This is a genomic window from Planococcus maritimus, assembly GCF_001687625.2.
In the GTDB taxonomy this organism is placed as follows: domain Bacteria; phylum Bacillota; class Bacilli; order Bacillales_A; family Planococcaceae; genus Planococcus; species Planococcus maritimus.
Genome location: NZ_CP016538.2, coordinates 2,231,715 through 2,245,584 on the forward strand (window position 1 = coordinate 2,231,715; position 13,870 = coordinate 2,245,584).

The 13,870-nt window shown below is 47.3% G+C and carries 15 protein-coding genes; 7 read left to right on the forward strand and 8 right to left on the reverse strand.

Annotated elements, in window-relative coordinates:
- Positions 1-33: 33 nt before the first annotated feature.
- The 4 genes from BBI11_RS11195 to BBI11_RS11210 all read right to left on the reverse strand — a co-directional run bounded on the left by BBI11_RS11195 (position 34) and on the right by BBI11_RS11210 (position 3,567).
- Complete coding sequence (locus BBI11_RS11195; protein WP_068463338.1) at positions 34-1,323, reverse strand: TRAP transporter large permease; 1,290 nt, start codon at positions 1,321-1,323, stop codon at positions 34-36.
- A complete protein-coding gene (locus BBI11_RS11200) occupies positions 1,320-1,814 on the reverse strand; it encodes a TRAP transporter small permease (protein WP_068463340.1) in 495 nt (164 codons plus the stop codon). The genes BBI11_RS11195 and BBI11_RS11200 overlap by 4 nt, the downstream gene beginning before the upstream one ends.
- 65 nt (positions 1,815-1,879) lie before the next feature.
- Positions 1,880-2,905: a TRAP transporter substrate-binding protein gene (locus BBI11_RS11205; RefSeq protein ID WP_068463342.1), complete on the reverse strand. Its 1,026-nt coding sequence runs from the start codon at positions 2,903-2,905 to the stop codon at positions 1,880-1,882.
- The gene (locus BBI11_RS11210) at positions 2,902-3,567 is read right to left on the reverse strand and encodes a GntR family transcriptional regulator (protein WP_068463343.1); all 666 of its coding nucleotides are present in this window, start codon (positions 3,565-3,567) and stop codon (positions 2,902-2,904) included. Before BBI11_RS11210 ends, BBI11_RS11205 begins: the two co-directional genes overlap by 4 nt.
- Positions 3,568-3,781: 214 nt before the next feature.
- Between BBI11_RS11210 and BBI11_RS11215 the strand changes: the two genes are divergently transcribed.
- Both BBI11_RS11215 and BBI11_RS11220 read left to right on the forward strand, forming a co-directional pair.
- Positions 3,782-5,158 (forward strand): FAD-binding oxidoreductase, encoded by a 1,377-nt coding sequence (locus tag BBI11_RS11215; protein WP_068463345.1) that lies wholly within the window; start codon positions 3,782-3,784, stop codon positions 5,156-5,158.
- A 325-nt stretch (positions 5,159-5,483) separates the two neighbouring features.
- Complete coding sequence (locus tag BBI11_RS11220; protein WP_068465742.1) at positions 5,484-6,446, forward strand: TRM11 family SAM-dependent methyltransferase; 963 nt, start codon at positions 5,484-5,486, stop codon at positions 6,444-6,446.
- Positions 6,447-6,544: 98 nt separating this feature from the next.
- Here BBI11_RS11220 and BBI11_RS11225 read toward each other — a convergent pair whose 3' ends face one another.
- Positions 6,545-7,390, reverse strand: coding sequence for a LysM peptidoglycan-binding domain-containing protein (locus tag BBI11_RS11225; RefSeq protein ID WP_068463347.1), 846 nt, complete (start codon positions 7,388-7,390; stop codon positions 6,545-6,547).
- A gap of 461 nt (positions 7,391-7,851) precedes the next feature.
- Here BBI11_RS11225 and BBI11_RS11230 point away from each other — a divergent pair, with 461 nt between their 5' ends.
- On the forward strand, positions 7,852-8,418 hold the full coding sequence (locus tag BBI11_RS11230) for a hypothetical protein (RefSeq protein WP_068463350.1): 567 nt from the start codon (positions 7,852-7,854) through the stop codon (positions 8,416-8,418).
- 58 nt (positions 8,419-8,476) lie between these two features.
- Here BBI11_RS11230 and BBI11_RS11235 read toward each other — a convergent pair whose 3' ends face one another.
- On the reverse strand, positions 8,477-8,782 hold the full coding sequence (locus BBI11_RS11235; RefSeq protein WP_071348627.1) for a hypothetical protein: 306 nt from the start codon (positions 8,780-8,782) through the stop codon (positions 8,477-8,479).
- A 90-nt stretch (positions 8,783-8,872) separates the two neighbouring features.
- Complete coding sequence (locus BBI11_RS11240) at positions 8,873-9,523, reverse strand: LytTR family DNA-binding domain-containing protein (RefSeq protein ID WP_068463354.1); 651 nt, start codon at positions 9,521-9,523, stop codon at positions 8,873-8,875.
- Positions 9,524-9,702: 179 nt separating this feature from the next.
- Here BBI11_RS11240 and aceA point away from each other — a divergent pair, with 179 nt between their 5' ends.
- Genes aceA through BBI11_RS16555 form a run of 3 tightly spaced genes read left to right on the forward strand, consistent with a single transcriptional unit; the run spans position 9,703 to position 12,740 of the window.
- Complete coding sequence (gene aceA, locus BBI11_RS11245) at positions 9,703-10,995, forward strand: isocitrate lyase (protein WP_068463355.1); 1,293 nt, start codon at positions 9,703-9,705, stop codon at positions 10,993-10,995.
- Positions 10,992-12,593, forward strand: a complete 1,602-nt coding sequence (gene aceB / locus BBI11_RS11250; protein ID WP_418312503.1) for a malate synthase A — start codon at positions 10,992-10,994, stop codon at positions 12,591-12,593. Before aceA ends, aceB begins: the two co-directional genes overlap by 4 nt.
- Before the next feature lie 18 nt (positions 12,594-12,611).
- The gene (locus tag BBI11_RS16555; RefSeq protein WP_208597135.1) at positions 12,612-12,740 is read left to right on the forward strand and encodes a YhfH family protein; all 129 of its coding nucleotides are present in this window, start codon (positions 12,612-12,614) and stop codon (positions 12,738-12,740) included.
- A gap of 41 nt (positions 12,741-12,781) precedes the next feature.
- Here BBI11_RS16555 and BBI11_RS11255 read toward each other — a convergent pair whose 3' ends face one another.
- Positions 12,782-13,075 (reverse strand): hypothetical protein, encoded by a 294-nt coding sequence (locus BBI11_RS11255; protein ID WP_068463359.1) that lies wholly within the window; start codon positions 13,073-13,075, stop codon positions 12,782-12,784.
- Positions 13,076-13,201: 126 nt separating this feature from the next.
- Here BBI11_RS11255 and BBI11_RS11260 point away from each other — a divergent pair, with 126 nt between their 5' ends.
- Entirely contained in the window at positions 13,202-13,861 is a 660-nt protein-coding gene (locus tag BBI11_RS11260; RefSeq protein ID WP_068463361.1) for an HAD family hydrolase, read from the forward strand.
- The last annotated feature ends 9 nt before the right edge of the window (positions 13,862-13,870 follow it).

The window sequence follows — 13,870 nt, forward strand, 5'->3', positions numbered from 1 at the left end:
GGAAAACAACCTTTCTGAAATTAGGAATAGCTCTTATTCATAAAGCCCTGGCAACCACAAGGAAAGCTGCGGGACGAAAGTGATGACCAATAGGCACACAATCATCGTGAACAAGAACGGCAGGACCGCATAAGCGATTCGCTCGAACTTGACTCCCCCAACACTCGAAGCGACAAACAAATTGACGCCGAGCGGAGGGGTGACAAAACCGATAGCCAAGTTCGCGACGAGCACTACACCGAAATGGACAGGATCTACGCCCACTTCCGTGACGATCGGCAGCAGGATTGGCGTCAATACAACGAGTGCTGAAATCGTATCGATAAACATGCCCACTACGAGCAATAATACATTAATTGCGAGCAAAATAACGAATGGATTGGTTGATAACGCCGTTAAATAATCGGAAATCTCTCCCGGAATTTGCTGGATGGTCATAAAATAAGCGAAAGACACTGATAAGCCGATAATGATCATCGTCGTGGCATTGATGACGATCGTTTCGCGGAAACTTTCGTATAGTCCTTTCCAAGTCAGTTCCTTGTAAACGAATTTCCCGATAATAATGGCATAAACTACAGCGACGACTGCCGCTTCTGTCGGAGAGAAGACCCCTCCGTAAATGCCGCCAAGGATGATGACTGGAATGAGCAGCGCCCATTTAGCGTCCCAAAATGCCGTTCCGACATCCTTCAAATGGAATTCCGATTCTTTGCCGGGTTCCGGTCTATAGCCGCGTTTTTTCGAGATCACATAAGCTGTCAGCATGAGTGCTGCACCGACTAATAACCCTGGCAAGATTCCGGCCAGGAACATGCTGCCGACGGACACGCTGCCGATGACGCCATACAAAACGAACGGAATACTTGGCGGAATCATGACGCCAATCGAACCAGCAGAGGCCGCTATGGCAGAAGCAAACCCGCCGCTATATTTGCGCGCAACCATCGCCGGAATCATGAAGCCGCCAATTGCCGCAACTGTTGCTGGGCCAGAACCGGATATCGCGGCGAAGAACATGCAGGCAACAATGGTTACCATACTAAGCCCGCCGGTCATCCAGCCGACCATCGCAGAAGCGAGGTTTAGTAAGCGTTTCGAAACGCCGCCCTTGCCCATTAATACGCCCGCAAGCATGAAAAACGGAATCGCAAGCAGCGGGAAGGAATCAAGCGAAGTGAACGCTTTTTGCGTAATAATGCTCAGCGGCATCGTCGTACCAAAATAAATGGCCGTCAGTGCAGATACTCCGAGCGAGATGGCAATTGGCACACCGATCAATAAACAAATAAATAAGGTACCGAATAACAGGGCAATCGTCATGCCTGGACACCCCCGTCTTTATGCATTTCGTAATCGCCTTTCCAAATTTGGCGCAATTGCACGATCAAGCGGATGCACATGCCGATGCCGCCGATTGGAATCGCCAGGAACGGGATCCACATCGGCAATTGCATAGCCGGCGTGACTTGGCCGTTTGATAAGCTTTGCATGACCAACATGGTCCCGAAATAAGCTAGGAATAACGCCATCGCAAACCAAATCAATAATGAAATGGTTTCCAAGATTTTTCTGGCAAGTCCATGAAAGCGGGTTATGAACGCTTCCACACGGATATGCTCGCGCAGTTTCACTGCGTAACTTGCACCGATCCACACTTGGAAAATGTGGATGTAGCGTGCCATTTCCTCTGTCCAGCTCGGTGCATTGGAAAATACGTAGCGGCCGACCACTTGGCCAAATATCAAGGCGACCATCGCAACCAGCGTCAGCACCAATAATGCTTCTTCTGCTTTCGCGAATTTCTTTATCATCGGAATCTTCCTTTCTAAAAAGAAAAATCAAGGAGCCTGGTCCTTGATTTTTCATCTGTCATTGCTTAGTTATTTGCCTCAAGCGCACGGTCGATCAAGTCCGCGCCGATTTGGCCTTCGTATTTTTCGTAAACCGGTGCTGCTGCTTCGCGGAATGCGTCGCGCTGTTCATCAGTCAAGTCGTTGATCTGCATGCCCTCTGCTTCTAATTGGTCCATGAACTCAGTGTCCTGCTGCTGGGCAAGTTCCCGCTGTTGAGTCCGGAAGTCTTCAGACGCCTCCATCAACAATTCTTGCAGATCTTCCGGCAAGTCATTGTAGAAATCATCGTTCATGAGAAGAGAAGTCGCTGCATAAACATGGCCTGTCAATGTCAGATAATCCTGAACTTCATAAAATTTATTCGTGTAATAAAGCGAAATCGGGCAATCCATTGCATCGTATGTCCCTTGCTGCAAGGCTGTGTATAATTCGCCGAATGCAAATGGCGAGGCGTTGGCACCGAATGCATTGAATGTATCGGTGTGGAGTGGGCTTTCAAGTGTGCGCATCTTCAACCCTTCCATATCTTCCGGTTTTTCAATCGGCCCTTCGTTATTGGACACGTGGCGGAAGCCGTTTTCCCCGAACACTAGCCCTTTCAAGCCATTGCTTTCCAAATCAGCCATCAATTCCTGGCCCAAATCCCCATCAAGCGCTTTATACGCCGCTTCGTTGTTATTGAACAAGAAAGGCAAATCGAAAACTTGGAATTTTTCGTTGAACGACGCCATCGCCGCTACTGCCGGAATGGTCATTTCAATATTGCCGAGCTGTACGGCTTCGATCGCTTCACGATCTGAACCATAAAGCTGACCATTCGGGTATAGTTCCACTTTCAAGCGGCCATCCGATTCGGCTTCTAGCTTTTCTTTGAAATCGACTGCTGCTACGTGTGATGACTGCTCTTCCGGTACTAAATGGGCGAGACGGATTGTATACGTTTCGCCTTCTCCCCCTTCGCCGTCTGACGAACTGCCACTATCCGGGCGTCCGCAAGCGGCAAGGATTAATACAAGCATCAGTAAAATAAGTCCAGTAAGTTTTTTCATAGTTCCTCCTGTGAAATGTATTTCAGCAGCCTGTCCTCGATATTGTCGAGATGGGCAGCCAAGTGTTTTTTCGTCTTCTCTAAATCTCCTTGCTCTAATGCTTCAATGATGGCACCGTGTTCCCCGTGAGCAATCACGGCACTATCGAATACTTTCTTGGATAGCAGTAAAAAGGCGCGGCTGCCTCCTGTATTGACGGTGTGGATCAATTCCCGTAAACGCTGGTTTGGGTGGTTTTCATAAAATTGATCGTGGAACCATTGATCCCAATCCATGAATTCCGCAAAATCATGCGCTTGAATCGCTTCCCATTGACGCTCATGGGCATAGCGTAATTCTTTTAAGACATGCTGTTGATCTGCTTTCGATAACCCTTCAATTCCGTAAATCTCAAGCAATCTCCTGAGCTCCATGATTTCCTTGACGTCCTGGTGGGTAAATCTGGCGACAAGCGCCGGTTTTGTTTTTCTTAACTCGATAAGCGCATCAACAGCGAGTCTTTTCAGTGCCTCCCGCAGTGGCGTTCGGCTGATCCCTAGCTCTGCTGCGAGCTTTTCTTCCGGTAGTTCGTCTCCTGGCTTCAATTCTCCAGTGATGATCATTTTTTTGATAGCTTCATATGCCTGTTCCGCTAATGTCGGCTGCTTGACGATTTTTCTCATGATTCCTCCCTTCCCATCCCAAATTTCCACAGTGTATACTGTATACAGAAAGTATAGAATACTCATTTTTGTTTGTAAACATAAATTTCAGAATAAATTCACATTTTAGACATATCCTTTTTTCGTTAAAGAATCTATACTTTTAAGCTACGGTTCTACCGACCAAACTAACTCGTATGCATATTCTTGTATAAAATAAAAAGGAGTTGTTCACATGCCCATCACCGAAACCACTAAATGGGTCGAAATTCTTTCTGGCCGCTTGAATCCTGGCCAAGTATCCACAAGCGAAGGCGAATGCTATCGCCATAGCCACGATGAATCTGATCACGCACCTGTAGAACCAGACCTGGTATGCTTTCCTGAAAGCACAAAAGATGTCCAGGTAGTGCTTGCCTTTGCAAAAGAGCAACAAATCCCAGTTACCGCTTTCGGTGCAGGATCGGGGCTCGAAGGATCCGCCATCCCGGTTCAAAAAGGCATCTCGCTTAATTTCGAACGGATGAACCAAGTGTTTCATTTTGCTCCGGAAGATTTGCTCGTTACTGTTCAGCCGGGTATCACGCGCCTTGCCCTGAACCGGCGCATCAATCGGCAAGGTTTGCAGTTTCCCATTGATCCCGGAGCCGATGCATCGATCGGCGGCATGGCTGCGACCAACGCAAGCGGCACGACCGCTGTCCGATACGGCGTCATGCGCGACCAAATACTGGACATGGAAGTGGTGCTGGCAAACGGCAGCATCATCCACACCGGCACAAAAGCCAAGAAATCTTCTTCTGGCTATTCGATTGGCGGGTTGTTTGTCGGCTCTGAAGGAACGCTTGGCATCATCACCGAAATCACGTTAAAGCTCCACGCCATCCCGGAGCACGTTATCGCTGCCTCGTGCACCTTCGACACTCCACGTGAATGTGCCGAAGCGGCAAACAATGTGTTATTGATGGGCATTCCGGTTCAACGCATGGAATTCGTCGACGCCCAGAGCATCAAGAAAGTCAACGAATACGGCGGCTACGGCTTGCCCGAAAAGCATTCACTGTTTTTCGAGTTTGCTGGACTGACACAGTCGGCCAGTGAAGACGCGCGAATTGCAGAAGAGTTGATGACCGATCTTGGCGCACAGAATTGGCATGTCGCAGTCGATGCTGAAGAACGCGCGACTATTTGGAAAGCGCGTCACGAAATGGCCTACGCTTACCGCCACCAGCCTGGCGTATCCGTCACGGGCGGTGATGTCTGCGTGCCAATTTCCAAATTGCCGGATCTATTGGAGCACGGGCGCAAACTGATTGAGGCAAGCGGATTAGAAGGCGGTTTGCTCGGCCATATTGGCGATGGCAATTTTCATACATGCATCGTTTACGATCCTGAATCCCTAGAGCAAAAACGAGTGGCTTTTGGCATCAATGACCAACTGGCGTTTCGTGCCATCGAACTCGGTGGCACATGCACCGGTGAACACGGCGTTGGCCTCGGCAAGCAACAGTTTCAAAAAAGTGAACATGGCGAAGCCTTAACTCTTTTCAAAAACGTCAAGCAGATGCTCGACCCGGACAACATCTTGAACCCCGGCAAGATATTCGCTTAACTTTGTTTTTAAAAAGCTTCGTCCATGTAGTTGTGTCGCCTGATACTTGCTCGGGCTTGTGTAAATAAAAAATATCCACGCTCACTTAAACCACAAATAGAACCCCCAGCCAGTTTGCTTACGCATGATGGCTGGGGGTTCTTCGGTCAAAATCACGCCCTTTCATAAGCAAGCGCGACTATTCCAGGTCTTAGAGGCTGGGTACTGTATTTGCACAAAAATCTTCCTTTTGCAGCTCTATTCACTGCTTGGCCTGCAGTTATTGGTATACTTAATAAAAGAAGAACCATTTAAAGGACGGGATGAATTGAAACCATTATCGCCAATGGGCGGATTTTTATACACCTATGCTTATCATCAAGACGAAAAAGATTTATGCCAATTGGAAATGCGCGCATTTTTTGGACAGGATACGGATAGCAAAGTCATCAAAAGCCATCGTGCCATCGCGCCAGGCAGAAGTCCGTTCATCAAAGAGCGAGTCGAGCTATTGTTTGAAGGACCTGATTTTGCCGCTATCGTAAAACAAGCCGCACAACTGGATATGGAACAAGCAACATTCAAAGTGATTTTCCCAAAAATCAACGGTCTGGACGCAACTGAGCAAGTAAGCTTTGAAGACAAGCGCGACATGGAACGCCAAATCGGTTTTGTCATTAAAGGGAAAGCCAATGTCCACAATCCAGATATGATATTTGGCTTGATCCCCTTTGAGGGCTGCTGGCATTTTGGCATCTACCAATTGAGTGAATCGGTATGGTTTAAACACCAGCAAAAACCGCGTGAATATTCAACAGCGCTCAGCACAAAAACCGCACGGGCGATTGCCAATATTGCCGTTCCAGAACCGCTAGGCATCAAAGCAATTGACCCCTGCTGCGGCATCGGAACCGTACTGGTCGAAGCGCTATCTATGGGCATCGATATTGTCGGACGTGACATCAATCCGCTTGTTGTCGACGGCTCGCGGGAAAACATCGCCCATTTTGGCTTGTCCGGTTCGGTCGATTTAGGTGCCATCGCCGACATTCAAGAGCAATACGATGTCGCGATTATCGATATGCCTTATAACCTATACACACATGCCACTCCCGATGAACAACAAGAGATTCTTCGCCATGCCTTGCCGGTCACAGAAAAACTGCTGGTGGTCACCATCGAGCCGATCGACCACATGATAGAAAAAGCGGGATTCACAATTATCGACCGCTGCATTGCCAAAAAATCGCTGTTCTTACGTGAAATTCTCGTTTGCGAGAAAACTAAGCTGCAGCATGCAACTGCATGAGAAGATCAAACCGCATGTAAGAAAAGCCACATAAAAAATCACCCAGGCCACGTTGGTCCGGGTGATTTTTTCTAGCCAGTTAAGCTTCGACTATGGGTCTATTCCAACTCTTGCACGGCGTAAGAAACCATTTCATAGCGCTCTCCAACACGGACTACCGTAAATGTCATCCGCAAATCGTTGCGATCCGCCAAATGCTGAATCGGGCCATTCCCTTGGTAGAGATTGACCGCGTAATAATCGCTGCCCACTTTCACTTCGATGACGCGGCCGTCTGCTAGTCCGAAAGGTTCTTCTGTCGTGAGTTCGAGCACTTTCCCGGTGATTTTAAGTGGCTGAAGTACCTGCAATTCACCACTTGGCAAGGTGACCGTGCTGCCGAATTGGTTTCGGAGCGTGTATTTCGTATCACCGGACTTTACGTAGTAAGTGGCTGAAGTTCGATGAATCACACCAACATCGGGGTATAGCGTCAAAACTTGTCCAATCATGATCAAATCGGATGTTAAATTGTTCATTTTCTTGATACTGTCAATGGAAACGCCGGTCCGTTTAGAAATGGAGTACAAGGTATCCCCTTTGACCACTTGGTAATTGCGGTTGTCCAGATTCTCCTGGTTTCCGGACCACGATTGGTTTTTGTGCGGAATGGCGATTTTTTGACCCGCAATAATTCTGGTGCTTGTGGTAAAGTTCGCCGCCATTAGTTGTTCTACGACCAAACCGTATTTTTTTGCGATGCTGTAATAGGTATCCCCTTTTTGCACCGTGTAATAACTGGCCACTTCAGTTGCTGCACTCGGGGCCAAGCTTGGTCCGGCTGCTGCGGCTGACGATACGAGCGCCAATGATAAGAGAATTTTGGAGATCCGTTTCTTCCGTGTCTGCGATTGCGTCTTTATCTCTTGGGCTGGAGAGACAGGCTTCAAATGAAATTCAGTCATTTTTTCCTCCCCGCTTTCCTGTTTATTTATTCACTACTTAAGTACCCTTAATCGCATTAAAACAACCATTATTTTGTTATTTTAATGATATTTTAACCTAGATAGAATTCGGCGAATTAATGACTCTATCATTTTCTTCATTAAATCGGACGTGAAAACCAGCTATCCTTCACCGGTCTTTTAACCATCAAACTCTGGAATGCACTAGCACTGTCTTTTCTGATACAAGATGGCATGTAGTATTTTTGACTTTAGACATTTCACTAGCTATCATAAAAACATGAGTTGTTCGAAATTAGCAGCAAGCAGCTGGTGTAACTAAATATTCGGGTAGAGTGAGTCAGACAATTGAGCTGGCGTAACGCCAAGAGAGCTCCAGCTTCTTTTTGGCGTTTTTATTTTGCACAATTATTCTTCAATGAACTTATTGTTTTTATCCCAAAGATAGAAAGGAGAGTTTGATGTTCGGCTTATCCGACTTTCTACCACTCGTTATTTCTGCCTTTATTATATTGCCCCTGACGATTTTACTAAGGGAAACCGGCTATTTGATAGCTAGCGCATTGGTCGGGGTTAAAAACCCACGGCTAACGATTGGTTCAGGACCTAGAGCTTTTAAAATCGGCATTGTGGATGTGCGCAGATATTATCAATTGTATAGCTGGTTTTCGTATGATTCCTTAAAACGAGATGGCAAAATCGCCTATATTTTTCTTTATGCCAGCCCAATCTTGATGACGCTTTCGCTCGCCTTGACCATTAATGCCGCTCTTGCGAATGACGTCTTCGATACTTTCATCACTTTCTGGGAACGTTTCGTGTTCTATGCCCTTTTTTATCTATTGTTTGATGTAGTTCCCATGAAGATTCAGGGCGGGATGCCCAATAATGGCATGATAATTTATGAGATGCTTCGTTATGGGAAACGGACAGATTACAACAAAACCCCCTTTCTTCCTGCAACTTCTGACGTTGATAAAGAACAGGAAGAAATGCTTGAGAAAATTAAGCAATATCAAAAGAAATGAAGTAAATCAACAAAAGCCGTTGAGATAATTCTCAACGGCTTTTCTGTATAGAAGAATCTTATATCCACCTACTCCAAGAAACGACGAGCGCTATGACGGAGACCATAATAGAAGCAATAACTGCCATGGAACGTTCCCTGCGGATCAGCATCGAACTGATGCCAGAAACGAGTGCCACGACAAAGGAGGCTAGGGACATTAGGAGAAAAAATGTCAAAAGCCAGTTATCGGACATCTCCCCATCAAACGTCAGCGACAACTCCTGAAATGCGCCGGCAAGGGTTATGATCAACGCCAGCAATAAAGGGACAGCCGTAAAGACTACAGAAATATTGCCAAGCTTGGATTTAGGCCAGATGGTCATATCAGCCTCCACCTTTCTTCTCGTTTTGCATTCTGCGTAAAGTATTCCACTTGCCCACCCCATTTCCTGCCGCCACGATTGTAAAGATTGTTAAAATCCAAGGCGACTGCGCACCTCGGCGGTATGGTTTTGACTGACTGGGATGGTGGAGCCATCACGCAAGGTCAGCACGTAATTTGACGTGACGTCTTTTGCAATTTCTTCTATATAGTGTACGTTGACGATGAACGAACGATGGACGGTTAAGAAATAATCAGGCAATTGCTCTTTCAAGTTCTTCAATGTATGGCTTGAGCAATAGGGCTCTTCGTCTGCATAGAACCAGGTTTTCTTTTGACTGCTCTCAATATGGGAAACTTTGTCGACTGGAATTGGCCGCCAACAGTCCTCTTGCTTACCTGTCAAAAATGCTAGGGGCTTTTTTCTCCCTACCACGTAATCTGGTGGCAAAGTAATTACTAGCACAGCGTTCTGGTCATCGAGGATGATCGGATAGCCAATCCCATAATAAGCGGAACCGAGAACAGCTTCTTCAACATACATTTCCACTTTGCTGCCTTCTTTTGCGACGCGCGCCGCTATGGTACCGGATGACACCGGTTGCCCTTCTCTTATGGAGAGATCATGAACACCAGCTTTATAGTAGATATACTGATTTTCCACCGCCACAGCGATAGATGCCTCTTTTGGAATCCAGTCTCCGATGATGAATCCTACCTGTTCCAGTACAATGTTTGCCATAGCCATTTCCCCTTCCAAGTCCTTTCATCGGAATATTTGGGCTTTCGTCCTTCAATAACAGCTTTTGTCACTTTTTCAGGACAGACCGAATATTCTGTTATATATTAATATACATCAAAAAAACTGTATTAATACAGTTGAAATGAAAAATATTTCTACTCTGGAAAGGGATGGTTGGAATGGTCAATAAACAACAGCAAATCGAGGAATTGAACCGATCATGGCAAGACGATAAACGTTGGGAGAACATCGAACGTCCCTATACAGCAGAAGATGTCGTCAAACTTCGCGGGTCGGTATTGATCGAGCAAACACTCGCACAACGCGGAGCTGAGCGCCTCTATCGTCAAATTAACGAGATGCCATTTGTGAACGCTTTAGGCGCATTAACTGGCAACCAGGCCGTACAACAAGTGAAAGCCGGGCTTCAGGCCATTTACTTGAGCGGATGGCAAGTTGCAGCGGACGCCAACTCTGCAGGCCAAATGTATCCGGACCAAAGCTTGTACCCGGTCAACTCGGTTCCAGATGTGGTACGTAAAATCAACCGCGCCTTGCAGCGCGCAGACCAAATCGACAGCGTCGAAAACACAGAAGGCTTTGACTGGTTCGCACCGATCGTCGCGGATGCAGAAGCCGGATTTGGCGGACCGCTCAATGTATACGAATTGATGAAATCGATGATCGAAGCTGGTGCAGCTGGCGTACACTTTGAAGATCAGCTCGCGTCAGAGAAAAAATGTGGACACCTCGGCGGTAAAGTATTGCTGCCGACTCAAAACGCAGTGAAAAATCTAGTCTCGGCTAGATTGGCAGCTGATGTAATGGGTGTTCCGACACTCATCATCGCCCGTACGGATGCAGATGCAGCGGACTTGATCACGAGCGATATCGATAAGCGCGACCATCCGTTCATCACCGGCGAACGGACACCGGAAGGCTTCTACCGCACAAACCCTGGCATTGACCAAGCCATCGCCCGAGGACTTGCTTACGCACCATATGCTGACTTGATCTGGTGTGAAACGTCCCACCCGAATTTGGAAGAAGCACAGCAATTCGCCGATGCCATTCATGCACAATTCCCAGGCAAAATGCTCGCTTATAACTGCTCTCCTTCATTTAACTGGGCTGCGAAATTGGACGAGGAAACCATCGCGAAATACCAAGTCGAACTTGGCAAGATGGGCTATAAATTCCAATTCGTTACTCTTGCAGGTTTCCATGCACTCAACCACAGCATGTTCGAACTGGCTTACGATTACCGGGACAACGGCATGGCTGCTTACTCAAAATTGCAGCAAGCTGAATTCGCTTCAGAATCGAAAGGCTACACAGCAACTCGCCACCAGCGTGAAGTCGGAACTAGCTATTTCGATGAAATCTCACAAATCGTCTCGGGCGGCACCAGCTCCACAACGGCGATGAAAGGCTCAACTGAAACCGAGCAATTCCAGACAGCGAAAGGGTGATCCGTGTGCTGACAAAATCGAATGTACAGATTACAGGTGAAGCGGTTCCAGGCATAAAGGAGATTTTGACTCCTGAATCGCTGGTATTCATTGAAAAGCTGCATGATCGTTTTGATAGGCGGCGGATCGAATTGCTCGAGAGACGACAAGTGCGCCAACAAGAACTCGATAGCGGCAAGAAGCTCGATTTCCTTCCTGAAACGAAAAATATTCGTGAAGAGGATTGGAAAATCACTCCCCTCCCTGAAGATATGAAAGACCGCCGAGTGGAAATCACCGGTCCGACCAACCGCAAAATGCTCATCAACGCCCTGAACTCCGGGGCGAAGATGTTCATGGCGGATCTTGAAGATGCGACAGCGCCTAACTGGTTTAACGTCATCGATGGCCAAATCAATTTGCGCGACGCAGTACGCCGCCAAATCGATTTTGAAATTCCTGAAACCGGCAAGAAATATGCACTGAATGAACAAACAGCGGTTTTGATGGTCCGCCCCCGCGGTTGGCATTTGCCGGAGAAAAATATTCAAATCAATGGCCAACCGGCTTCCGGCAGCCTCGTTGATTTTGGCCTTTACTTTTTCCATAACGCCAAAGAGTTAATCAAACACGGTACTGGCCCTTACTTCTATTTACCGAAACTCGAAAGCCACCAGGAAGCCCGACTTTGGAACGATGTGTTCATTTTTGCACAAGACGAACTCGGCATTCCGCAAGGCACGATCCGGGCAACGGTATTAATCGAAACCATCATGGCCGCATTCGAAATGGACGAAATCCTCTACGAACTGCGTGATCATTCAGCCGGCCTCAACTGCGGCCGCTGGGATTACATCTTCTCGGTCATCAAGCGGTTGCGCAACAATCCGGAGTACATTTTCCCAGACCGCTCCCAAGTGACAATGACCGTGCCATTCATGAAAGCCTATACCTCACTGTGTATTAAAACCTGCCACCGAAGAGGAGCTCCGGCAATGGGTGGCATGGCTGCACAAATTCCGGTCAAAGGCGATGACGAAGCGAATACAGCTGCTTTCAACAAAGTTGCTGAAGACAAGCGTCGTGAAGTGACAAATGGCCATGACGGCACGTGGGTCGCGCATCCTGGAATGGTCCAGACCGCGATGGAACAATTCGACAAGTATATGCCAACACCGAATCAAATCGACAAACCGCGCGATGAAGTTCACGTGACAGCAGAGCAATTAGTGGAAGTTCCAGAAGGCTCGATCACCGAAGAAGGCCTTCGCTCCAATATCTCGGTCGGCATCCAATACATCGCCTCTTGGCTTTCCGGAAACGGCGCTGCCCCCATCAACAACTTAATGGAAGATGCAGCGACAGCAGAAATTTCCCGCTCCCAAGTGTGGCAATGGATTCGCCATCCAAAAGGCGTCTTAGAAGACGGCCGCAAAGTCGATGTCAGTTTGTTCCACGAAGTCATCGACCAAGAAGATGCTTCGATCAAAAGAGCCGTCGGTGAACAGCGCTATAATACCGGACACTACGCGGAAGCCCGCGAGTTGTTTACAAGTCTCACGTTGCAAAGTGATTTTGCTGAATTCTTGACGCTGCCAGGGTATGAAAAACTAAACTAATAACTGGAGGAGATCACTATGAAAAACATGCAAACATTTGAGACGCGTACACGTAAGGAATGCCGGGAATGCGGTTGTGAAATCAAGGAACGCCGCGAGTCGATTATCTACGAATGCGAACGCTGCATCGGAAACAAAGACGAATAGAGAAAAGGGAGATCCAAAATCGGATCTCCCTTTTTTATCAACTATTCTTGGTTTGACGCTTCGATGCGGTAGCTTTCATCAGCTTCGATGGCGTTGAAGATATTGATATAACGCAAGCCTTGCTGCGCCGGTTCTTCTGGAGCTTCCTCTTCGTCGAGGACTTCCTTGAGCGGCTGTTTGACCGGTTCTTCAACAGTCGAATCGTAGTCTTCCATTAAACTTTGGAGTTCACCGTAAGAGTCGATCCCTCTCGATTTTTTCACTTCTTCAAATAGGCGGTCCGATTCGTCTTGTGTCAATTCTACGTAACCGACCGTGATTCGTTGTTTTGCCATGACTACCCCTCCAACTTCGTTGTTTCCTTTCCATACCCTTGTCAAGAAAACCATTAAACATGCTTGGTGAAGGTTGGGGATTTCCGCTATGATGGAAACAGCAGGAAAATAGAGTGGAGGGATTTTATGCGCGTCGCCATATTTGATTTCGATGGCACTTTATATTCAAAAGAAACGTTTCAGTTAATGATGAACCACCTAAAAAACCATCCCGTCCATAACCGACGGTATCGTAAATTTTATCGAGCGATCATGCCACCGTATATTGGACATAAACTGAAAATCTACCCGGAAGCAAAAATGCGGGCACGTTCTGTCCAGGCATACCTTGCAGCACTCGAGACTTTTTCAAAACAAGAGCTGGAAGAATACTTTGGGGAAATCGCTAATCTCATGCACGATGATTTCAATCAGGAAGTTATCGAGCGTCTGAAGCAGCACGTCTCAAACGAAGATTATTGCATGCTGGTGTCCGGTGCGTTTACTCCGCTCTTGCACGCAGTGACCAAAGAGCTGCCCATCGAAAAAATCATCGGTACGGAAGTGCCCTATGAGGCCAATGTTCTGGCGCACAAGACAGCCGTTATCCATATCCAAGGTTCACTTAAAACCGAGAAAATTTTAGAAGCGCTTGGCGACCAAGCCATCGATTGGAAAAATAGCTTTGCTTATGGCGACAGCTTGTCAGACGTCCCTGTTCTCGAACTGGTTGGCAATCCGGTCGCTGTGCGGCCAGAAGCACGTCTCCGCACACTCGCCACTGAACGCAATTGGGAAATCATTTAAAAAGAACCG

What these genes read in the sequence shown, in the direction of transcription:
- aceA (WP_068463355.1), top strand. Translation starts at nt 9,703, where the DNA reads ATGGTCAATAAACAACAGCAAATCGAGGAATTGAACCGATCATGGCAA.
- BBI11_RS11230 (WP_068463350.1), top strand. Translation starts at nt 7,852, where the DNA reads ATGTTCGGCTTATCCGACTTTCTACCACTCGTTATTTCTGCCTTTATT.
- BBI11_RS11205 (WP_068463342.1), bottom strand. Translation starts at nt 2,905, where the DNA reads ATGAAAAAACTTACTGGACTTATTTTACTGATGCTTGTATTAATCCTT.
- BBI11_RS11225 (WP_068463347.1), bottom strand. Translation starts at nt 7,390, where the DNA reads ATGACTGAATTTCATTTGAAGCCTGTCTCTCCAGCCCAAGAGATAAAG.
- BBI11_RS11240 (WP_068463354.1), bottom strand. Translation starts at nt 9,523, where the DNA reads ATGGCAAACATTGTACTGGAACAGGTAGGATTCATCATCGGAGACTGG.
- BBI11_RS11235 (WP_071348627.1), bottom strand. Translation starts at nt 8,782, where the DNA reads ATGACCATCTGGCCTAAATCCAAGCTTGGCAATATTTCTGTAGTCTTT.
- BBI11_RS11260 (WP_068463361.1), top strand. Translation starts at nt 13,202, where the DNA reads ATGCGCGTCGCCATATTTGATTTCGATGGCACTTTATATTCAAAAGAA.
- BBI11_RS11200 (WP_068463340.1), bottom strand. Translation starts at nt 1,814, where the DNA reads ATGATAAAGAAATTCGCGAAAGCAGAAGAAGCATTATTGGTGCTGACG.
- BBI11_RS11210 (WP_068463343.1), bottom strand. Translation starts at nt 3,567, where the DNA reads ATGAGAAAAATCGTCAAGCAGCCGACATTAGCGGAACAGGCATATGAA.
- BBI11_RS11195 (WP_068463338.1), bottom strand. Translation starts at nt 1,323, where the DNA reads ATGACGATTGCCCTGTTATTCGGTACCTTATTTATTTGTTTATTGATC.
- BBI11_RS11215 (WP_068463345.1), top strand. Translation starts at nt 3,782, where the DNA reads ATGCCCATCACCGAAACCACTAAATGGGTCGAAATTCTTTCTGGCCGC.
- BBI11_RS11220 (WP_068465742.1), top strand. Translation starts at nt 5,484, where the DNA reads ATGGGCGGATTTTTATACACCTATGCTTATCATCAAGACGAAAAAGAT.
- BBI11_RS11255 (WP_068463359.1), bottom strand. Translation starts at nt 13,075, where the DNA reads ATGGCAAAACAACGAATCACGGTCGGTTACGTAGAATTGACACAAGAC.
- BBI11_RS16555 (WP_208597135.1), top strand. Translation starts at nt 12,612, where the DNA reads ATGAAAAACATGCAAACATTTGAGACGCGTACACGTAAGGAATGCCGG.